This is a genomic window from bacterium, from assembly GCA_019637795.1.
In the GTDB taxonomy this organism is placed as follows: domain Bacteria; phylum Desulfobacterota; class Binatia; order HRBIN30; family CADEER01; genus JAHBUY01.
Window position 1 is genome coordinate 501,736 of the sequence record JAHBUY010000005.1, and the last position, 20,805, is coordinate 522,540.

General features: G+C 66.0%; 19 protein-coding genes and 4 pseudogenes. 17 read left to right on the top strand and 6 right to left on the bottom strand.

Going from position 1 to position 20,805, the window contains the following annotated elements; all coding sequences use genetic code 11:
- Positions 1 to 39: 39 nt before the first annotated feature.
- A complete protein-coding gene (locus tag KF840_19215) occupies positions 40 to 816 on the top strand; it encodes a hypothetical protein (GenBank protein ID MBX3027042.1) in 777 nt (258 codons plus the stop codon).
- 9 nt (positions 817 to 825) lie between these two features.
- On the opposite strand, the pseudogene KF840_19220 reads toward KF840_19215, so the two are convergent.
- Positions 826 to 1,240, bottom strand: a pseudogene (locus KF840_19220) (PIN domain-containing protein).
- A 145-nt stretch (positions 1,241 to 1,385) separates the two neighbouring features.
- On the opposite strand from KF840_19220, the pseudogene KF840_19225 reads away from it, so the two are divergent.
- The 6 genes and pseudogenes from KF840_19225 to KF840_19250 all read left to right on the top strand — a co-directional run bounded on the left by KF840_19225 (position 1,386) and on the right by KF840_19250 (position 8,214).
- Positions 1,386 to 2,592 (top strand): annotated as a pseudogene (locus KF840_19225) (IS3 family transposase).
- Positions 2,593 to 2,960: 368 nt separating this feature from the next.
- Positions 2,961 to 3,930, top strand: a pseudogene (locus KF840_19230) (IS5 family transposase).
- A 531-nt stretch (positions 3,931 to 4,461) separates the two neighbouring features.
- Complete coding sequence (locus KF840_19235) at positions 4,462 to 4,848, top strand: hypothetical protein (GenBank protein ID MBX3027043.1); 387 nt, start codon at positions 4,462 to 4,464, stop codon at positions 4,846 to 4,848.
- 49 nt (positions 4,849 to 4,897) lie between these two features.
- Entirely contained in the window at positions 4,898 to 6,328 is a 1,431-nt protein-coding gene (locus KF840_19240) for a hypothetical protein (GenBank protein MBX3027044.1), read from the top strand.
- Between the two features lie 178 nt (positions 6,329 to 6,506).
- Entirely contained in the window at positions 6,507 to 7,841 is a 1,335-nt protein-coding gene (locus tag KF840_19245; protein MBX3027045.1) for a hypothetical protein, read from the top strand.
- A gap of 112 nt (positions 7,842 to 7,953) precedes the next feature.
- The gene (locus tag KF840_19250; GenBank protein ID MBX3027046.1) at positions 7,954 to 8,214 is read left to right on the top strand and encodes a hypothetical protein; all 261 of its coding nucleotides are present in this window, start codon (positions 7,954 to 7,956) and stop codon (positions 8,212 to 8,214) included.
- A 408-nt stretch (positions 8,215 to 8,622) separates the two neighbouring features.
- On the opposite strand, the gene KF840_19255 is transcribed toward KF840_19250, so the two are convergent.
- Both KF840_19255 and KF840_19260 read right to left on the bottom strand, forming a co-directional pair.
- Complete coding sequence (locus tag KF840_19255) at positions 8,623 to 9,057, bottom strand: putative toxin-antitoxin system toxin component, PIN family (protein MBX3027047.1); 435 nt, start codon at positions 9,055 to 9,057, stop codon at positions 8,623 to 8,625.
- A complete protein-coding gene (locus KF840_19260; GenBank protein ID MBX3027048.1) occupies positions 9,035 to 9,286 on the bottom strand; it encodes an antitoxin family protein in 252 nt (83 codons plus the stop codon). The genes KF840_19255 and KF840_19260 overlap by 23 nt, the downstream gene beginning before the upstream one ends.
- 841 nt (positions 9,287 to 10,127) lie before the next feature.
- On the opposite strand from KF840_19260, the gene KF840_19265 reads away from it, so the two are divergent.
- Genes KF840_19265 through KF840_19275 form a run of 3 tightly spaced genes read left to right on the top strand, consistent with a single transcriptional unit; the run spans position 10,128 to position 12,756 of the window.
- Positions 10,128 to 10,907 carry a ParA family protein gene (locus tag KF840_19265; protein MBX3027049.1) on the top strand — a complete coding sequence of 260 codons (780 nt, stop codon included), beginning with the start codon at positions 10,128 to 10,130 and terminating at the stop codon, positions 10,905 to 10,907.
- Positions 10,891 to 11,739, top strand: coding sequence for a ParB/RepB/Spo0J family partition protein (locus KF840_19270; GenBank protein ID MBX3027050.1), 849 nt, complete (start codon positions 10,891 to 10,893; stop codon positions 11,737 to 11,739). Before KF840_19265 ends, KF840_19270 begins: the two co-directional genes overlap by 17 nt.
- 6 nt (positions 11,740 to 11,745) lie before the next feature.
- A complete protein-coding gene (locus KF840_19275; protein ID MBX3027051.1) occupies positions 11,746 to 12,756 on the top strand; it encodes a helix-turn-helix domain-containing protein in 1,011 nt (336 codons plus the stop codon).
- A 768-nt stretch (positions 12,757 to 13,524) separates the two neighbouring features.
- On the opposite strand, the gene KF840_19280 is transcribed toward KF840_19275, so the two are convergent.
- The 3 genes from KF840_19280 to KF840_19290 all read right to left on the bottom strand — a co-directional run bounded on the left by KF840_19280 (position 13,525) and on the right by KF840_19290 (position 14,984).
- Positions 13,525 to 13,875 carry a hypothetical protein gene (locus tag KF840_19280; GenBank protein MBX3027052.1) on the bottom strand — a complete coding sequence of 117 codons (351 nt, stop codon included), beginning with the start codon at positions 13,873 to 13,875 and terminating at the stop codon, positions 13,525 to 13,527.
- A gap of 23 nt (positions 13,876 to 13,898) precedes the next feature.
- On the bottom strand, positions 13,899 to 14,246 hold the full coding sequence (locus KF840_19285; GenBank protein ID MBX3027053.1) for a hypothetical protein: 348 nt from the start codon (positions 14,244 to 14,246) through the stop codon (positions 13,899 to 13,901).
- Positions 14,247 to 14,705: 459 nt separating this feature from the next.
- On the bottom strand, positions 14,706 to 14,984 hold the full coding sequence (locus KF840_19290) for a hypothetical protein (protein MBX3027054.1): 279 nt from the start codon (positions 14,982 to 14,984) through the stop codon (positions 14,706 to 14,708).
- Between the two features lie 95 nt (positions 14,985 to 15,079).
- On the opposite strand from KF840_19290, the gene KF840_19295 reads away from it, so the two are divergent.
- The 7 genes and pseudogenes from KF840_19295 to KF840_19325 all read left to right on the top strand — a co-directional run bounded on the left by KF840_19295 (position 15,080) and on the right by KF840_19325 (position 20,747).
- A complete protein-coding gene (locus tag KF840_19295; protein MBX3027055.1) occupies positions 15,080 to 15,451 on the top strand; it encodes a hypothetical protein in 372 nt (123 codons plus the stop codon).
- 686 nt (positions 15,452 to 16,137) lie between these two features.
- Complete coding sequence (locus tag KF840_19300; GenBank protein ID MBX3027056.1) at positions 16,138 to 16,281, top strand: hypothetical protein; 144 nt, start codon at positions 16,138 to 16,140, stop codon at positions 16,279 to 16,281.
- A gap of 11 nt (positions 16,282 to 16,292) precedes the next feature.
- Positions 16,293 to 16,553 carry a hypothetical protein gene (locus tag KF840_19305; GenBank protein MBX3027057.1) on the top strand — a complete coding sequence of 87 codons (261 nt, stop codon included), beginning with the start codon at positions 16,293 to 16,295 and terminating at the stop codon, positions 16,551 to 16,553.
- Between the two features lie 227 nt (positions 16,554 to 16,780).
- A complete protein-coding gene (locus KF840_19310; GenBank protein MBX3027058.1) occupies positions 16,781 to 17,032 on the top strand; it encodes a hypothetical protein in 252 nt (83 codons plus the stop codon).
- 435 nt (positions 17,033 to 17,467) lie between these two features.
- Positions 17,468 to 17,860 (top strand): hypothetical protein, encoded by a 393-nt coding sequence (locus KF840_19315; protein MBX3027059.1) that lies wholly within the window; start codon positions 17,468 to 17,470, stop codon positions 17,858 to 17,860.
- A 13-nt stretch (positions 17,861 to 17,873) separates the two neighbouring features.
- A pseudogene (locus tag KF840_19320) lies at positions 17,874 to 18,883 on the top strand (IS630 family transposase).
- 82 nt (positions 18,884 to 18,965) lie between these two features.
- Positions 18,966 to 20,747 (top strand): right-handed parallel beta-helix repeat-containing protein, encoded by a 1,782-nt coding sequence (locus KF840_19325; GenBank protein ID MBX3027060.1) that lies wholly within the window; start codon positions 18,966 to 18,968, stop codon positions 20,745 to 20,747.
- Positions 20,748 to 20,805: the final 58 nt, after the last annotated feature.

Here is a 20,805-nt window from a genome sequence, read left to right on the forward strand (position 1 = left end):
CGCTTTATGGGGGGTATGCGGCGGTGGCGGTTCAGGGGAATGCGCGGTGGAGCGCAGATCGCGCTGGCGCTGCTCGTCGCCTCGGTGCTGGGGTGCCACGCCGAGCGTCGGCCGCCGACCCGGCTGGCGGCGCCGCCACCGCCGCCCACGCCGCCGGTCGAGGCCGCGATCGCCGAGCGGCTCGCGGTCTATGGTCCGCTGGCGCGTGACCGCTTGCACCCGTACTTCGCCGCCGCCGGCGTCCCCTACCCGCCGGCGCGCTTCGTCCTGCTGGGACTGAAGCAGGAACGCGAGCTCCAGCTCTACGCCGCCGGGCAGGCGCAGCCGTTGCGCTTCATCCGCTCGTTTCCGATTCTCGGCGCCAGCGGCCGGCTCGGCCCGAAGCTGAAGGAGGGCGACTTCCAGGTGCCGGAAGGGATCTACGGGATCGTCTACCTGAACCCGCGCAGCATCGCCCACCTGTCGCTGGCGCTCAGCTACCCGAACGACTTCGATCGCGCCCGCGCCGTCGAGGACGGTCGCGATCCGACGACGCTCGGCAGCGCCATCATGATCCACGGCGGCTGGAAGTCGGTCGGCTGCCTGGCGGTCGGCGACCCCGCCGCCGAAGACCTCTTCGTCCTCGCCGCCGACGCCGGCTTCGACTCCGCCGTCGTCATGATCAGTCCGGTCGACTTCCGCCGCGCCACGCTGCCGCTCGGCTACCGGGCCCCCGCGCCCTGGGTCGGCCAGCTCTACGGCCAGTTGCGCACCCGGATGCTCCGGCTGCCGGCGCCGCCGGCCGCCACCCGCGCGGTCACCGCCGACACGCGCTGAACCGGGGCGTCACGCTGGGGCGCGCGCAAAGGGGTTCACGATCACCACGCCGCCGAAGTCCCGCCCGTCCTGAAGGTCTTCGGTGAGGAGGCGATCACAATCGACGACGCGCGCCGCCGCGACGATGAGCGCGTCCCAGAACGCGATGCCGTACTGGTCCTGCACGGCCCACCCCAACTCGAGCAAGGCGGCGTCGAGCGCCACGGGTCGCCAGGTCAGCAATTCGCGGACCTCCGCGCGGCCTCGCCCGCCGTCAGGCCCGGCGACAGTTTCCGCGTCACCGTCACGTAGTATTCGTGCAGCACCTGCTGGCTGGTTCGGCCCTCGCGCGTCTCCCAGAGCGACCGCATCCACGCCATCGCGCGCATCTGCCGGCTTCCGACGCATCGCGCGCGTAGACGAAGACGTTCGTGTCAACGAACACCTCCCCCGCCCCAGAGTTTCTCTGGACGCTCGACAGCGAGGATAGGACGAGTCTCGCAGGAAGGAGTGTGTGGAAGATGGGGCAGAGCAAGGGAGGAGGCACGCCCGGCGCGGAGGGAGCCCGTAGGGCGACCGGAGCGGCGGGCGTGGCGGCCGGCGGGGACCGGGGGCGGTTCTCGGCGCAGCGCAAACGGGAGGCGGTGCTGCGCCTGCTGCGCGGGGAGAGCTTGGAGAAGATGTCGCGCGAGCTGGGCGTGACGGCCGCGCGGCTGTCGACGTGGCGGGAGGCCTTCATGGACCGCGGGACGCAGGGGTTGAAGAGCCGTGCGATGGATGCGGCCGAGGACGGCGAGCGCCAGCGGCTTCAGGCGAAGATCGGCGAGCTGACGATGGAAGACTGTGAACCAGAAGGTCGACTACCGAGGGCCGCCACTGCGATGCGGAGTCGAGGCGATGAACCGACGGTGTCGCCCTCGCGAATCGCCACTACGGGGCTCGCGCGGTGTGCAGGGTATGGCGACGGTCGCGCTCGGCGATCTACGCCCGTCGGCGATACCGTCCGGATGCCCCCCGCCGGGCCGTCGCGGACCCAGGGTCGTGCCCGGACCTGGAGCTGGTGGCGCACATCCGCCAGGCCATCGAGGGGTCTCCTTCACCGGCGAAGGCTACCGCAAGATCTGGGCACGCCTGCGCTACGGCGGCATTCGGAACCTCGAAGGAGCGCACGCGGCGGCTGATGCGCGAGTACGGCCTCCAGGCGCCGTGTCGCCCGCTGGTGCCGACCGAGCCAGGCTCCCGCTGACGGCGTCATCACCACCGCGGCGCCGAATGTGATGTGGGGCACCGACATGACGCACCACGCCGACGATCCGCGATGGGCAGGCCGCGGTCTTCATCGCCATCGACCACTGCACCAGCCAGATCGTCGGCATTCATGCCGCCAAAGCGCCAGGGATCGGTTCGAGGCGCTCGAGCCGATCCGGACAGGGGCGTCGCGAGGCACTTCGGCGAGTTCGCCGAGGGCTGCGCCAGCGGCCTCACGCTGCGTCACGACCACGGCTCGAACTACATGGCGGACGACTTCAGAACGAGATCACGTTCCTGGGGATCGGAGACGCCGGCCTTCGTGCGCGCGAGCCCGAGGGCAACGGCTGCGCCGAGCGCTTCTTTCGCACCCTCAAGGAGAATCTCCTCTGGGTCCGTCACTTCGAGACGATCGAGGAACTCCGCGCGGCGCTCGTTGACTTCCAAGCCACGTACAACTCTCAGTGGCTGCTCCAGCGTCACCGCTACCGAACCCCCGACCAGGTCCTCGCTGACCTCACCGAGCAGCCACTTGCTACCGCAGCATGAGCTTGATTACACAATCTCACGTGTCCAGCGGCCCTGGGGCATTACAGTGTCAACGAACACCGGCACGGTCGTGCAGGGTCTCCCGGGAGGGGTACGTCCCGCCGCGCTTGAGGCGTTTGGGACGGCGAGCGAGATAGCTGCGCATCGCGTCCTCGTTGCCGCCCTCGGCACGTCTGTACTCCGCCCATCTCGCCAACGAGGCGCGAGACGCTCGTGTCGCGGCGAGCCGCCTCGATGCGAGCCCACCGCGCCGTCTCCTCGTCCACGGTGATGGTGATGTTGCCCACTCCACAGACCTAGGGAACCTCTGCATAAGGCCGGGGCGTCATGTATAGTGCGCCGCAGCTGAGTGCGGAGGTGGTGTGGTGATGGAGAAGCAGCAAACGTTTGCGTCGGTGGCGTGGAGCCAGAAGGGCAAGGTGACGCGTCGCGAACGGTTCCTGGCGGAAATGGATGCCGTGGTGCCGTGGGCCGAGTTGCTGCGGGTGATTGCGCCGCACTACCCGAAGGCGGGCAACGGCCGGCAGCCCCTGGGGTTGGAGAAAATGCTGCGGATTTACTTCGTCCAGCAGTGGTTCAACCTGTCTGACCCGCAGCAGAGGACTCGCTGTACGGCAGCGAGTCGATCCGCGCTTTGTGCGCATCGAGTTGAGCGAGGATGTCGTCCCGACGAAACGACGATTTTGCGTTTCCGCCACCTGCTGGAGAAGCAGGGCCTGACGGCGAAGCTCTTCGAGCTGGTGAAGGAGCTGCTGCAGGCGAAGCGGCTGTTGCTGCTGAAGGCCGGCACCATTGTGGATGCGACGATCATCGCCGCGCCGAGTTCGACCAAAAACGCGGACAAAGCGCGCGATCCCGAGATGAAGCAGACGCGCAAAGGGGAACCAGTGGCACTTCGGGATGAAGCTGCACATTGGGACCGATACGCGGGGCCGCGTGCACCAGCGTGGTGGCCACCAATGCGGCGACCGCGGACATCACGCAATTGGAGGAGCTGCTCCATGGCGAGGAGAGCGCGGTGTACGGGGACCGGGCGTACTGGAAGGAAGCCGATCGCCAGGCGTTCGAGGCGGCCGGGTGCGGTACCGCATGAATCGGCGTTCAGGCGGGTCGTCAGCCGCTGAGCGAGCGGTGGCGCCAGATCAACCGGGCGCGCTCGCGCGTTCGCGCGCGCGGCGAACATCCGTTTCCATCTGAAGCGGCTGTGGGGATTCGCCAAGGGTGCGCTACCGCGGCTTGGCCAAGAACCTGGCGCGAGCGCAGACGATGTTCGCATTGGCGAATCTGTACAGTGTCCGTCATCACCTCCTGCCCGCGGGGGCGCGGTGCGCGCTGTGAATGGGCGAACGCGGACTGTGAACGCAATGCCACGAACCTCGACACTCCGGCGATACGCGGGCCCCCGGCAATTCCACCCGGCTGGCGGCGAATTCTCGCTCGTCGAGCCCTGCTGATGCCGGGAGCCGTCCAAGTTTTCACGATTTCATTCACTGACGGGACCTGTGCAGAGGTTCCCTAGTGTCACACGAAATTCGCGCCAATCGCTGATTGAGGACTGTAGGCCAGACGCGCAACAGGCGCCGGCAAACCCGACAGGTGCCGCTTGCTGAGAGGCTTCGGTGGCGAGTGGCACCATCCCGCGCGGCGGCTCGCCGGGCAGTCAGGCGACCACCATCCGCCGCGCTCGGGATTCCATCCGTCCGGACCCGTATCGTCCATGTTGCGCCGTCGCGGGGCTTCGACGTAGATGCGGCCCATGCGACCCGGCGAGCACCCGCGCAGCGATGGCGCGGCGATGACCGCGCCCTCCGCACCGGGCCTCGCCGAGCGGCGTCCGCCGTCCGGGCGCCCCTGCGCTCGCGTGGGCAGATGACGCGCGTCCGCCTGGCATTGACCGCGATGCTCGTTGCCGCGCTGCTGCCGGCGGCGGGCATACTCACGCAGGCGGCGACCTCGCCCGAGGTCTTCGCGTGGCGACACGATCCGATCTCGCTGTTCGAGCGCCACGTCGCGCCGCTGCGCCTCGAGCTGCGCGGCCAGCGGGCCGTCGGCTACCTGGAATCGCCGCGCATCGAGGACCGCACGGCGCACCTCTATACGCTGCGCTACGCGCTGGTTCCGGTGCAGGTCGTGGACGACGTCGATCAGCCCCTGGTGGTCGCCGACGGCGTCTTCGCGGGGCAACCGATTCCGCCCCAGCTCCGGGTACGGCGCGACCTCGGCGACGGCCTGCTGCTGCTCGAACGCGCGCCGTGACGATGCCGGGCTCGCCGCGGCGCCTGCCAGCGCGGAACATCGTGACGACATGACGGGGTTGGTGCTGCTCGGCGCCGCGGTGCCGGTGGCGGCGACGTACCTGCTGCTCCAGCCAGCGCGGCGGGAGGGCGCGTCGCGGGGGCTGACGACGGCGCTCGCCATCGGCCTCGGGCTCGGTCTCTCGTCGTGCACCTTCTTCGTCGCGCTGGAGCTGTGCGACGGCGGGCGCGCCGGCGTCGCGGGCATCGACGCCCTCCTGCTGGCGGCGGCGTTGGTCGCGTGGCGGCGCGCCGGCGCGGCGCCGGCGGCGCCCTCGACGCCCCTCTCGGCGCGCGAGGGCCTCCTCGTCGCGGCGGTGCTCGCCGCCGCGCTCGCCGCCGCCATCAGCTTCCTGGCCAACACGGTCCAGGATCCGCACGGGCGCTGGGACGCGTGGGCGACATGGAACCTGCGCGCCCGCTGGCTCGCCGAGGCCGGGCCTGCCTGGCGCGACGGGTTCGCGAAGCCCACCATCCACGGCGACTATCCGCTGCTCCTCCCGGGCGCCGTCGCCCGCCTCTGGGTGTACGGCGGCGGACGCGACCTGGTGGCGCCGGCGGCCGTCGCCGCCGCCTACGGCGCGGCGCTGATCCTGCTGCTGTACGCGGCGCTGTCGTCCCTGCGCGATCGGACGCAGGGGCTGATCGGCGCGCTCTGCCTGCTCGGCACGCCCTTCCTGCTCCGCATCGTCGCCTGGCAGTACGCCGACGTCCCGCTGGCCTTCAACCTGCTGGCCGTCGTCGCCCTGCTCGCCCTCGCCGACCACGACCCAGCCGGAGGAAGGCTGCTGCGTCTGTGGGCCGGCGTCGCCGCCGGACTCCTCGCGTGGAGCAAGAACGAGGGCATGGTGCTCGTGCTCGGCATCGTCCTCGTGCAGGGGGCGCTGATGCTGGCGCGCCGTGCGCCGTCGCCGCGCGGCGCCGCGTGGTTCCTCGCCGGTCTGCTGCCGCCGGCCGCGGTCGTGCTGTGGTTCAAGCTGACCCTGTCGCCGCTGAGCTCGCAGTTCCACCGCCAGCGAGCCACGATGTTGGAGCAGGTCGCCGATCTCTCGCGCTACGAAGCGATCGGGCGCGCCGCCGTCTCCGAGCTGATCCGCGGCGTCGGAGCGATCCTGTTGGCGCTCGCGCTCTACGGCATCCTGCTCGGGCGAACGCGCGATCAGCGGGCGCGCCGCCACGCCACGGACGCGCTCGCCATCGTCGGCTTCGCCGCCCTCGCGTACGGCTTCACCTACCTGACGTCGCGCGTGGATCTGACCTGGCTCCTGAGCTACTCGATGGACCGCCTGCTGTTGCAGCTCTGGCCCTGCGGCCTGTTCGCGGCCCTCCTCTACCTCGCCAGTCCCCGCGAACACGACGCGCCGGAGCCGGCGCGGCGCTCGCCCGCCGCCCGTCCGCGGCTGCCGGCGCCGCGGCGCCGACGAAGCCCGACCCGCCCGTAAAGAAGTCCGCGCCGGCCACCCGTCCGGGCTGTGACCATGGCCGGCGGTCCCCTTGCCGTTTGGCGCCGAAGCGCTATCCGGGTGGGTAGGCCCGGAGCGAAAGCGTGCGCCTTGGAGAGAGATCCCCCTGCCACTGGCGGACCGTCTCCCCCCTCTCCCACAACCCATCGAGGCAACCATGAAGACATTCATCTCGATCACCGTCGGTTGCGCCGCGCTGCTGTGGTGCTCCACCGGCCGCGCCGAGGTCGCCTGCCCGGGTGATTGCAACGGCGACAGCATGGTGGCGATCAACGAGCTGGTCACCTGCGTCAGCATCGCGCTCGGCAGCTCGCCGCTCGCCACCTGTCCCGCCTGCGACGTGAACGGCGACGGCACCGTCGGCATCAACGAGCTGATCCTGGCGGTCAACGCCGCCCTGCTTCCCGCCTGTCCCACCGCGGTGTGCGGCAACGGCCAACTGGAGCCCGGCGAGGAATGCGACGACGGCAACAACTTCGGCGGCGACGGTTGCGCGGTGAACTGCACCACCGAGGACGTGCGCGTCGGCATCTTCAACCCGGCCGAAACGACCGCCCTGGTGCAGACCGAGGCACTGCCCATCACCCTCAACCTGACCGGCCAGCAGACCTTCCGCACCGGCCATGCGCGCGCCACGGCCACCACACTGGCCAGCGGCGGCACCTTCCCGGCCGGGCAGATTCCCACCGTCATCAGGGCCGACGAGTTGCGGTTCAACCCGGTGCAGATCCCCGGCCTGGTCTGCGCCTGCGTGCGCGGCATCCCGGTACCGGCATTCGGCCCCGGCATCGCCGCCAACGGCTCGATCGGCTGCAGCGACCAGGGCCTGACCGACGTCAGCTACCGCATGATCCAGGACCATGACACGACGCCGGGCGATCCGGGCAACAAGACCATGGGGACACCGGACGATCCGCAGTGCGACGACACCAGCCCGGCGCCCGGCGGCGGCGTCTCCACCGCCTGCCTCGAAGGCACCGGCGCCAACTGCTCGACCCCGGACAACACGCACATCGGCGTCTGCCAGGGTCCGCGCGTCACCACCTTCTCCGGCGGCGCGGCGCCGAAGGGCTCGGCGCTGATCGTCAACAGCACCGCCATCGGGTTGCTCTCCGATGCCGGCGTCTGCACCACCACCAAGCCGATGCGCAACGGCAAGTGCGTCTACGAGGACTACGGACCGGACTGCCTGCCGTGCACCGACGACGACCTGGTCAAGGGCACCACCGAGATCAACCCGACCACCACCGGCTCCGCCGAAGCGGCGATCTTCGACGCCAATCCGCCCGGCGGCGCGATCATCGACAAGAACCAGATCTGCTTCGCCGCGCCGTGCCAGATCCAGGCGCACGGGTCGCTGTTCGACTGCAGTCAACTGACCCCGGGCAGCAGCGGCGGCCTGTCGGGCGGCTCGCTCGCCGTCTGCTTCCCGACTCTCGACGCGGCGCAGATCCGCGACAACGTCACCTGCACCGTGTTCTCCAACCAGTAGACGGGCGCGGGCGGGCCGCCAAAGGGGCGCCACGTCGGAGGAGGTTCGACGTGGCGCCCGGCGATTCCCGGGGGGAGCCGTCTGGAATTCGAACCAGACCACCCGCGGCCGGGTGCTCGCGCGGCTCGCGGTCGCGGCGGGATTGACGGTGCTCGGCGCCATCTGGCCGCAGGGCGGGATGGAGCGCATGCGGATCACCGCGATCCTGGCCCTCGTGTGCGTGGGGCTCGTCGACGGGTCGGCGATCGCCGAGGACGACCGGCCAGCGCCGACGCCCCCGACGGTGATCGTCACCGACGAGGACGTCCTAAATCAGCAGATGGACAACGAGCGGCGGATGCTGGAGCGCACCCTGCGACGCGACGCCAGATGACGGGCTCAAACGCCTGGTTCGGGCACTCCCCGCAGCGAACTCGCGGCTTTTCGCAGACGCCGCGCACCCATTCGTTCCGGCAGGCAGGCGCGTAGCCCTTCTTGGCGCTGCGCGAATTGATCCAGAGTTTCGGGTACACATCGTCGCGGCCGCGAAAGAGACTACGGAACAGTGCCACTTTCGCCGACGCGCTCATTTCAGCCGACAGCGTTCCGGCAGGCGCGATTTCCCTCGACGTCGCGGGGGATGACTGAAGCACAGCAAGCTCCTGACGGAGCCGCTCGAGGCGGAGCCGCGCATCTTTGCGCTCGCGTTCGAGCGCATCCAGCCGCGCCTCCTCCTCCGCGATGGCCGCTGCGACAGAATTCGTGCGGCTCAGTTCTTCGCGATTCCGGCCCGGCATCTTCGTCAGAGCCGCGCGAGGAACTGCAAGACGCTGACGACTTGTACGCCGCTCTGAGCCATCTGGCGGACCAGGTCAAGGTCGCGCTTCAGATCATCATCGCGCGTCACGAGGTATCTCGCTCCACCGGCGACAGCGATCTCGAGCAGAACGTCGTCGTCCGGATCGCGACACAGCTTCATCGTGTGCTTGACCGCCACGATTGCGGCCCCTGCGGCGATCAGTTGGAGGTACTGAGCGAGGTCTTCCTCACGGATCTTGTACTTCCTCTTGATCCGCGGACGACGCAGGACCTCGCCAATCTCCTCCAAGACGGGAAGGCCAATGACCACGTCGTAATCGCCCGCCAGCCATGCCCGGACGACGCGGGCAGGAAGACCATGTTCGTTGAGAAAAGCGGAAACCCAGACGTTCGTGTCAAGCAGAACGACGGGTTTCACGGCGCTTGCTTCTCACTTCCGCACGCGCCGCCGTGACGTCTTCCTCGATCATCGCGGGAGCGCGGCGGCCGGCGCGCCGGTGAACGCGCTTGAGGAGCAACTCGAAATCCTTACGCCAGTCGTCCTCGGGGTAGATCGACACCAGGCACACCTTCCGTTGTGCGATACGCACCCGACCGAGCGGCTTCAGGACGCCATCCTCGTAGACGGCTCGAACCACGCGCTTCATGCCCACTCACGTACCACCTTTCCCGGACACCACCAAAGGGCTTCCGCGTCGAGCTCCTCTCACAGACCAGATTCCCGTCCGGCCACCCGCTACTCGTCCCGAGCGCGTCCGCTGGCGGCAAGTCGCCGGAGCACCCCAGCGCCGCCGAGCCGGTCCCCGAGGAATGCTCTACAAGCCCGATTGGCTACAGACCCTCCTCAACGACCAAGCCTGGCTGGCTCAGCGGCTGAGACACACCTGAGAAGACAGGGATTGGGGATCGAACCCATGATGCGCGCAGAAGATGACCCTCTGCCATAGACGCAGTCGCAGCAGACGCTGCTTCCGAAGATCACCAAGTCGGTGAATCCGTTCAACAACCGGATACTCTGCCCAGAAGGCGATGACCCTCTGTCTCGCACCCGCACCGGCGTGTGACCGGGTGCAGGCCCTCACTCAAGCTGCTGATTCGAAGGCAGAAGTGAGCCGTCTGGGACTCGAACCCAGGACCCTCTGCTTAAAAGTGTCTCGGAGGATATTGACGAACCCGTTGAATGACAACGGTTTCGCACGATTGTCCGCACACTTACCCCGGCTCATGCGTGCGGTGCCTTTCAGCGATTTTCGATCGTTTTCGATCGCCAACTGGCACCAGTACTGACACCGGGATTCACGCGCGGTGCCTTCGCGCGTCGCTCCCCTCTCCCTCCCTTCCATACCGAAGAGTCAGGTGGACGCTTCACCGAGGTGCGACTCTGGCGACGCGTCCGATTCCTTCGCGTCGCGTGCCACACATCTTTGACGCGCTGCGTCATCATCCCGTACAATGACGATGTTTTTCCCTCCTTGTTACCGCCCTCCTATGAGCACCATCATCGCCATCGCCAACCAAAAGGGCGGCGTGGCGAAAACCACCACCTGCCTCAACCTTGGCCACGCGCTTTCCGAACGTGGCCGACGCGTGCTGCTCGTCGACCTTGATCCGCAAGCGAGCCTCACGATCAGTCTCGGCGTGGACGTCCGCAAGCTCGAGTCGACCATCTACGACGTCCTTCTGTCCACGAACGCCAATCTCTCCGTCAAGGACATCATCCAGGCGACGTCGATCAAGAACGTCAGCCTCGCTCCGGCGTCGATCGACCTCAGTAAGGCCGAGATGGACCTGTTCTCCGAGATGAACCGTGAACGGGCGCTCAAGGACGGCCTAAAGCCCGTACAGAGCGCCTACGACTACATCCTGATTGACTGCCCCCCATCGCTCGGCCTCCTCACTACGAACGCGCTGGCCGCCGCGGACAACGTCCTCATCCCGCTGCAGTCCGACTACCTCGCCATGCGTGGCGCCGAGCTGCTCCTCGCCACAATCGAGAAGGTTCGCCGCAAGCTCAACCCGAAGCTTGAACTCCTCGGCGTTCTCGCGACGATGCACGACGGGCGCACCAGCCACTCGCGAGACGTCCTCAAAGAGGTCAAGGCCGCCTTCGGCGACCAGACCTTCCAGTCGATCATCCCCTACTCTGTTCGCGCGAAAGAGTCCGTCGTCTCAGGCAAGTCGATTCTCGACTACGACGGGAAATCCAAGATCGCCCGCGCGTACCGCGCTTTAGCGGACGAAATCATCGCCTATGCCAGAGAAACCTAAGATCGAGGGCTTCGCGGCGCGCATCCTTGGCATTGAGTCGAGCAAAGGATCGCACCCCGTCGTCGCCTTTACCGAGGACGACGCCGGTCGCGTCGTGCAGATTCCCCCATCTCGCATCAGCCCGAACCCCGACCAGCCCCGCCACTATTTTGATAAGAACGCGCTCGCCGAACTGACCGAATCCGTCCGCACCCGCGGCGTGCTGCAACCCATCATGGTCCGCCGCGACGAGCGGCGCGAAGGGTACTTCATCCTGATCGCCGGCGAGCGGCGCTGGCGCGCGTCGAAGGCAGCGGGCCTGACCAAGATTCCGGCCATGATCCGCGGCCCGAAGGACGATCCCGCGGAACTGGCCATCATCGAGAACCTGCAACGCGAGGATCTCAATCCGATCGAAGAAGCCGAGAGTCTCGAGCGCCTGAAGGAACGTCGCCACCTTACCGACGGCGCGCTCGCCAAGATCGTCGGCAAATCCCGCGTGAGCGTAACGGAGACATTGAGTCTGAACGGCCTGCCCGAACCCATCAAGGCCGAGTGTCGGTCGTCCGACAAGTTCAAGAAAAGCCAGTTGCTGCAGGTACTTCGCCAACCGAATTCAGAGGCGCAGCTCGCCCTCTGGCAGGCCATGAAGGCCGGCAACATCACCGTACGCGAGGCGCGCGCCAAGACCGCGGCGGCCAAACAGACGAACAAGCCGGGACCGAAGCCCTACGAGCACACCTTTCAGCCGGAAGACCGGACCTTCACAGTTCGCGTGAAGTTTAGAAAGTCGCGAGCCACCCACGACGAGATCCGCGAGGCGCTGCGCGAAGCGATCAAGAGCCTGACCTAGTTTCCTATGCCTGGAGGAACCCCGAACTACCGCACCGTCGTCCTCGAGGACGAGTCGTTGCGCAGTCTTCAGGGTTTTACCCAGATCCCCAACGTCGTCCTGAAGCACTGGAAGATCTCGTTCGGCGCCAAGGTCGCGTACGGCGTTCTCCTCTCCTACGCCTGGACCGACGATTTCTGCTTCCCTGCCCAGGAACGACTCGCGAAGGACCTCAACTGCTCGATCCGCCAAGTGCAGCGACTCCTCAATGAGCTGAAGGAGCACGGCCTCATCGCATGGAAGCAGCAGGGGCTCAACCGACCGAACATCTACTACCTGTTGCCGATTAGCCGATGGAACACGCGCTCTTCCAAGTCCAATCCGGACACGACAGATTTGTCGTCTCCGGATGCGACGGATTCGACGCGACCAGATGCGACAGATCAGTCGCGTCTTGAAGCGACGCATTCGTCGCCCAAACAATACACAAAGAAGAACACTCATAAGATCGTTAATCGTTCCGGTAACGACCATCGACATCCCGTAGGAGATCGGCCTTCCGCCCCGCGGCGCTCTCAGACGATCTCCACCCGGGTTCTCAAGGCGAAGTACCATCTCTCCGACGAGCAGATCGGCCGCGTCCACTGGCTCGTCGAGAAACAGGCCGAGACGCTCGGGGCCGGTGACCGCAACCATGCCAACTACGTGAAGCGCGCCGCCGAGGCCGTCCGTGACGGCCACGACAACGTGCTCGATCGTCTACTCGGCGAGTTCAAGCAAGCGTCGAAAGAGCTCGCCGTGGGCAACCCGCCTGGCTACTTCCACGCCATGTATACTGACACCCTCAGTCAGACGCGCAGCGTCGCCCTCGACGACAACACCCGTCCAAAGAAAACCCCCGGCCCCGACGACGGCCGGGAACGCATGATCGCCGACGCGGAGTCCCGTGGCATCACGATTCCCGACTTCATCCGCCAGGCGGACACTTCAGCCGTCCGCCAATGGTGGGCCGGCGTCATCGACGCCGCCACGACCTGAGCCATCCCGTCGGCCCACCGCCGTCCTACACTCGCCGCCCGCCCAGGGCGGTTTTTGATACGGCTCGTTTCGGGTGGCTCACTGCACTCGCGCCGCCTCCGGCGTTTAGATGCGCGGCTCCGTTCGCGGCCATCCTCATGTGCGCGCCCTCCGTCGCTTCGGCGGCAGCCAACGGAATCCCGCTGATGGTGGGCGGGAACATCCACGTCTTCGACGTCCGAGAACGCGATCACTCGGCCGTTTTCGCGTTCTCGATCTTGTGCACTCTTAGTTTGCACAAGCTCGCCTTCGATGTTCCCTCGATGTTCCGCGGGATTCCGCCGTCTGTCGCCTTCGCGACCGCCTTCGGCTCACCCCACTGCTCCACGTCCATCCGTCCTTCCAGTCCGGCCTGTCGGTGGAGCGTTCCGCAGTGGGGCGGCGCTGCGCTCGACGCGTCCCGCGTCGGCTTGCTTGGTCCGGCGAGCTGGCACCGCGCCCGCGGATGCTGGCTCGCCGGACTTCGACGAAGGCGGTCGCGAAGCGACGCCGTTCCTATCGCCCTCCGGCTCCTGCTCGGACGGCGCCCGTCCCGGGCTGGCCTCGCAGAGGAACGGCTGCTCGCCGACGGAGGGGCGCGCACCGCCTACGGCGAGAGGTGCCCCCTTTCCGCGTTGCCTGCAGCACCGTCCCCGTCGGGGACTACGCGGCTTCGCTGCGCTCCGCTTCGCTCACAAAGTGCCCCCTCTTGGACGGCTGCCCCGGCCGGGCTGTCCGCTCTCCCCCCGATCAAGGCAGCTGCTCGAACGTACCCAGAACACGATCGACGGAATCCGTCGCGACGAAGGTCGCAACGACGTGCTTACTCGTCTCCCGCCCCTTCAACAGTTCGACCCGGTCCGGACCGTGACGGAACCGCAGGGCGTAGGGCTGACCGGTGACGGAGAACCGAAGGACGTTCGCCGGTCGACCAGCGTATTCGCGGCACTCGAGGCTACCCTGGTCTGCTCGCAATACGACACCACTCAGAACATGCGTCGCCACTGCCGCCATCGGCAGTGCATGGTGGTTCACGCGGTCCATCACGCCGGTGACGTACTGGCGCAAAACCGCGATGCTGTCTCCAATCTGTTTCGCCATGCCTTCCTCCAGCTGACCTTCCGTCACTTTTGGCCGGGATTCTGAAAGAAACTCCTGATCAAGGGCCGTTTGTCCGGTACCAATTCCTCGATACGCTTGAGGATGGCTTCCTCGAAAGTCGCGGGCACGACAAACCAAACCGGAAGACCGCGCGACTGCGGATTGCCAATGCGATTGTCGGCGTCGCCATTCCATCGCATCGCGAGTACGGGCTCGCCTTCCCATCTGCCGGCAGCCACGGCCGGTTCGCCATCTCCTTCATCGAGGAGAACATCCACGAGGCTCCAGCGTCGCATCGGCGACAGAACCTGACCCGGCAATACCCCATCGCGCTTCGCCATCTCGCTCTCCTCCGTCGCATCATAGATCATGTTTTTGGAAACGCAAGACCTAGTAGCCGACGTCGAACGCCATCTACGGCGGTCGAAGGGGATCCATCTAATCCCACTTTGACCCGAGGCTCGGGAAAACTCGGGAACAAAAAAGACCCCGTGAGCTTTCACCCACGGGGCTGCAACGGTTTCCCGTCGCCTCACCGAACGCGAGGAGTGGTCAACCTCGGCCCGGCACTTTCGATGGTGAGGCAGGCTCGCCCGATCGGTCAAGCCGAGCCTTCCACATCGGCGCTAGGAGCGTCGAATCTGCGGTTCCCAAGCTCGCTGGCTGCCGCGTTCCCATTCCATCACCCATTGAGTGAGTGAGTTTTCTTTGGCGGGCGACTTCTGCCGAATCTCGCTCAGCGTCGCACCCTGAGCCCACAAGCGGAATGCGTCCTCTTTCCACCCGTTCTTGGTTGCCATATCGGCCTCTCTGTCTCTGGGGTGAGGATTTCACCCCTCGCCGTCGGTCGTCGACAACGCCATGATGAGCGCGTTCACCGACGCCACCTCTCGCTCCAGAAGCTCGAGCGCGAGCGCCCGCTCGCCGGCACGGATGAACTGGACGACGGTCGCCAACGCCTCGACGTGCTCTCCAAGATCGTATCGCGTCACCTCGATCACCTCGAAGAGCAGCCGCTGCCGCTCCATGAACCAGGCCGCGACTGCTTCGACGTCCGGTTGCTTGCTCCTGTGCCCCTCTACCAGAGGCGCGTTACCTGACCTGAACATTGTTGCGCACCCCGTAACGGCTGCCCAATCAGCACTCCAGTAGCGATTCCGGCCGCGCGCATGGTAGGCGCGCTCACCGAACGGAGGATTACTCGATGGGTGGACGGGTTGGAAAGAAGGTGGCAGGCGGCGGGATCGGCGAGCGGATCTTCGCCGACGTCGAACAGATGACGGCCGACGGCAACATGAAGCGCTTGGCCGCGTTCAAGGCGATCGCCGAGAGAACCGGCGCGCAGGCCGGCACCGTGGCGGCCAACTACTACCGCGTGGCGCGCAAGCGAGGCGCAACCCTGCGACCGCGCCGGAGCGCCGGCGACGCGGCAGGCTCGACGAAACGAGCCCTCGCTGGTGTGCTCGCCGCCCTGCAAAAGCTCGGGACCGTCCTCGACGCCCAAGAGCGCGAGCTCGCCACCCTCCGCAAGGAGAACCGCCGCTTCGACGAGCTCCGCCGGCTGCTCAAATCGTAAGACCGCGCGTCAACGCCTCGCCTGAGCCTCTGAGCGCCTTTCTGCGGCGTTTTCGGGAACAATAAGCACGAAGGCCGTTCGCAGCTTCCAGCGCCCTTGCGGGGCGTTTTTTCGCTTCCGAGGAGATCGCCAGAGGCGAGGTTAGGGTTTTCCCTGATTCCCCACCACGGCGTCCGGCGAATTCCAATCCTCGAATCCGATCTCAAGCCCGTCCTATCGGGGTTTTCCCTCGATGTCGGGCGTCCGACATCGCCTGCGCCTCACTGACGGTCTAGGTATCAGGAGGGAACGCCGTTCCCCCCTCGTCCCACCCCCTTCCGCCCGATCGTCGACAGCGTGATCGCAATCAGCGGTGGTGAGCCAACTGCGCGCATCGCCCACCACCCCCGAGGACACCTCGGGAATATCGAATCGCGAGGCCCCTCGGATCGATCGTTGAATCGATCGGGCCGAGCGAGCCGATCGCATCGTGACGTGGTCGTTAATCGTTATCTCTTCGGCGAGCGTTAGCCTGCCGCAGGTCTGGGAATTCTAGCGGGCACCTCACCGCCTCAAGGTCGTTCGTCCTCGGCCCTTGGCCTCCGGGCGGCTCCACCTTGACCCGGCGAGGACTCCGCCCGCTCCCCTGGCAACTAGAGCGGCAGGCTTAGCCGCTCGTCATCCCAACCAGGAAGGAGGTGAGAACTATGAACACCACGACCGACGAGCGTGACGATCACGCATACCCGCAGCAGTGCCGAACATGCGGCGGGAAGATCGACGAGGGCGAAGGCGTCCTCCTCGAAGACGACGATGACGCGGCCTACTACCACCACGGCTGCGCTAACTAACCACCACACCCATGAACAACCAACCACAACGATTCCAGCCAGCAACTCCGCGCGGCTACGGCAGCCGGCCACACGGCCGCATGCCGCAAGCCCGGATGAAGGAACAGCGCGCCGAGGACTACCAGGGCGACGACGGCGAGCAGACGCTCGAGCAGCACGCGGGCGCGGTCGCGCGCGGGATACTGAAGCACGCCGGACTCGAGGACAGCACGCAGACCTGGCGGGCGCTCAAGCACGCGTATCTCACCGGCTATGACGAGGCGTCGCGTTAGCCTGCTTCGCCGCATCGTCTCGGACTTCCGGGATCTCCACTGGGCGCTCAAGCGGTACTACCTCCGCCGGGCCCGGCGCCGAACGCCGCAGCAGGAGGTGGAGGATGCCATCGCGCGCCTCAACCGCGAGCTCGCGCACCGGGACGCGCCTCGCTAGTCCGTGCTACACTGCAGGGGCCGCTCGGGAGCGGGCGGCCTTCCTGCCTTACTCACCTCACTCCCCTCTTATGTCTGAACTCACCCTTGAGCGCTTTGAGGCGTTCGAAAAGAAACTCGACCGGCGCCTAGACAAGATGGACGCCAATCACCAAGAGCTCATGCTCGCTGTGGCGGACGTCGTCACGCACGTCAACGATCATATCGACCGGCGCTTCGCCCGTCTCGAGCAGCTCCTCGAAGTCAGGGACCGCGTCGACAAGATGCAGGTCCTGCTCGCCGAGCAGTTCGGCGCCGAGGTATTGGCCCGGGCTGGACTGTAGGCCGGCGCCACGAACAAGAACGGCCGTCCTCACGAGAGGGCGGCCGTTGTCGCGTGTGAATCGAATCGCCGAGGGGCCTCGCGTTTGGCTTTGCGTTCCCCGCGCAGTTGGCCGAATCGCCGACGCCGATCGGCACGTTGATTCGTGGAAGCCGGCGTTTCTGTCGCGCCGAATCCTCGTCCGCCGACGGCGCCCCGCGCAGTAGGAACCGGCTCCCGCATCGGCAGTAACGATCTGTTTACACCACGGTGTCAACTCGGCGCTACATTCCCCATCTTTTGTCCCCTAGAGGTTACTGATCCGTCCTCGTCTACGATGAACTTTATGCCGACACCCACTTTCGCCTTGACGGAGACCGAGACAACACGATAGCAAGCGGTCCATCCATACCATTCGGTAGCGTCAGCGAGACTGACTTTCGCAAAGGAGTCCGCGATGAGCATCTTCGGGCGGCCGCACATTCTTCTTCTCGTCCTGGCGCAGGTTGCACTTCTACACCCGGTACTTGCGCAGACCCCGACGCCAACTACGGTTCCGACGCCGAACTGCCGAGCAGACTATCTTCCTCCTTGCAATGAACCGGTCCCAAGCAGCTACACATCAAGCCCAACCGTGACTTGCAGTCAGCTGGATGCCGGCTACACATTTGTTGCCAACTCCGATGTTCAAATCCAGGGTGACGCGAACTCCGGTGGCACGGCACTGTGGAAGTGCGACCTGCACCGCGGAATTATCATCGGTGCCAATGGCGTCCGTTTGCGGCCAGTGAGCGGCAGCATTCAGCTATTGAGTATCGTAAAATATAGTGACATTGAGCGGCGGATGTGATACACGACGATCCATGGGAAATCCGGCGGGGGTGAAGCGGGATTTTGATGAGTTGGAACGGCGGCGACTGGAGGCCGCGCGGTTACTGAAGGCCGGGGTGAAACCGGCCGAGGTGGCGCGGCGGGTGGGCGTCCATCGCCAGTCGGTGAGTCGCTGGGTGCAGCAGTTGGCGACCCACGGGCGGGCCGGGCTGAAGAAGGCGGGGCGCGCGGGGCGCCCACCGCGCCTGACCGCCTCGCAACGCCGCCAGCTCGAACGCGCCCTGCAGCGCGGCCCGGAAGCGCTCGGATACCCCACCGGGTTGTGGACCACCGGGCGCGTCGCGGAGCTGATCGAGCAGGAGTTCGCGGAGCGCTTCCATCCCGGCCACGTCTGGCGCTTGCTCCGGCAGCTCGGGTGGAGCTGCCAGCGGCCGACCGGGCGCGCCCTGGAGCGCGACGAAGCCCGTATCCGCTGGTGGAAACGCGAGCACTGGCCCGCCCTTAAAAAAAAGCCCGCCGCGAGCGGCGCACCATCGTCTTCATCGATGAAAGCGGACTCAGTGAGCGCCCGCACCGCTGTCGGACATGGGCGCCGCGGGGGCAGACCCCGGTCCTCCAGTATCACTTCCACTGGAAGACGCTCTCGGCGATCGCGGGCGTAACGTGGTGGCAGTTCTACTTCCGGCTGTACCCCGGCACGATCAAGAGTCCGGAGATCGTCGACTTCTTGGGCCGTCTCCAACGGGCCCTCCCCGGCAAGCTGCTCATCATCTGGGATGGGCTGCGGCAGCACCGCAGTCGACTGGTGAAGGACTTCATCGCTCGCCAGCGCGGCGCGATTCACCTGGAGTACCTGCCCGCCTACGCGCCGGAGCTGAACCCCGTGGAATACATCTGGGGGTACTGGAAGAAGCATGAGCTGCCCAACTTCTGTCCGAAGGACTTCTCGCAGCTCACCACCGTGGCGCGCCGCGCCTTGCGCCGAATGCAGCGCCGCCCCACGCTGGTGACCGCCTTCTGGCAGCAAGCGGAGCTGTTCTAGATCCCGTCACTATATTCTGCGAGACTCAATAAACTTTCTCTCCACTGTCGGCAGCTGCAAAGACGATCAGGGCGGCATTCGCGTGAATGGCAACAACATCGTGATTCAGAATGTTCGCGTCTCTTGCACACAACCACCCGCCCCGCCATCGGCGATGGGCGCAGGAATTTGGATTCTCGACAACAAGTCCAACATCACTCTCAAAAACGTGTACCTGAACGATAACCAATATGGGCTGCGCTCGGCCGGGAGTAATGTCTGCGTGATCGACTCCGAAGCCAACCAGAACGAGGACAATGGCTTCTACATCAACGTAAACGCTGGCGGGCGATATGCGATTCGCAATTCAAAGGTTAGGAACAATCGCTGGGGCGTGCTGATGGAGCCGGGAACCGGCGTGACAGCGGCGCAGTTCCTCACGATGACAGCAGAGGCCAATTATCGCGAGGGGTTCGAACTGACGGGGGCATATGCCGAGGTGCTGTGCTCATCGGCCATTGGAACGGTACCCTTGAGCCCCGTCAATAAGGCCAACAGTGGCGACGGCCACGGCATCAACTCGCGGGCTGCCCAGCTCCAGGTCGAGGATACCGTATTGGCCGAGAACTGGCGCGAGGGCATCCTTCAGACCGCTGGCCAGGCGAATGTGATCAACGTGACGCTAGCGAAGAACGACGGAGGCCGAGTGCCCAATCCGGCTTTAACGCCGACTCCGACGGGGACGCCGCGCAGTGGCGCGCAGATCCGGCGAACCGCCGGAACAACTCGAGTCTACAACACCGTCGCCGAGGGTGCGATCTTCGTCTCCTCGGCAAACACGGGGCCCACCCCGAACTGCGCGTACAGCGTGTTCACCGACTCCGGTGGACACGCCAACTGCGCAGCAAATGCGACCAAGGGACTTGTGCAGGCAGTTCCCACTTTCGACCGTGACTACCGGCTCGTCCGGAACAGTGCCGGCCTGGATGCCGGCACCAACGTCGCGCCAACCACATTGCCAACCCTCGCCTCCCGCGTGGCTTACAAGGAAGCAAAGGATGGCGTCACTCGTCCCTTGGACAGCAACCGAGACGGTGTCGTCAAATTCGACGTTGGTGCGTTCGAGCTCAATGATCCACAGGCAACGCCGACAAATACGCGGACTTCAACCCGTACGCCGACCAACACGCCCCCGGCGCCGACTCCTACGTTCACGCCCCACTGCGTGCCCAATTGTCTCGGCGACTGCAATTGCGATGGAGCCGTCGCCGTGAATGAATTGATTAGCGGCGTAAACATGGCTCTCGGGAATCAGGGATTGAATGGCGATTGCTTCGACTGCAGCAGTAATGGATCCCTCGATATCAGCGAACTCATCCAAGCCGTTGGCAATGCCACGGAGGGATGTCCGACGGAGCTTCCCGAGCCATGCGGGACCGGCGGCGGGATGATGCTCTTGAGCCCGGGTGCTGGCGGAACGGAAGTCTCCCTATCCACCGCCACCGGTCACCGCAACGACACCATCGAGTTCAGGTTGTTTGCACAGTACGGCGACGAGCTGACCGCCGCCCTGAGCGCGGACATCGGCTACCCGACCAACGTATTGTCCGTACCGGAATGTCGGATTAATCCGCAGCTCCCTGGCGGGTTCCAACTCAGCGTCAGCTATCCCTCGCCCGGGGTCGAACGGCTGATCGCAGTGGACATCGGTGAATTTCCACTCCCGCGAATGGCTGACGGCTTGATCGCGACCTGCACGGCCAAGATCCTGCCCGCCGCGCCGTTTGCCACGCACACGATTTCCGTCACACGCGTGCAGCTGAGCAACGCCTTCGGATTGGCGCTGACTGCCTATGGCGTCGATGGGTCCGTCACGGTCAACTAGGTCTCACGACCGCACAACAAGGAACGGGCGTCGGTTCAGCATGCTCGCTGGCCCGGCG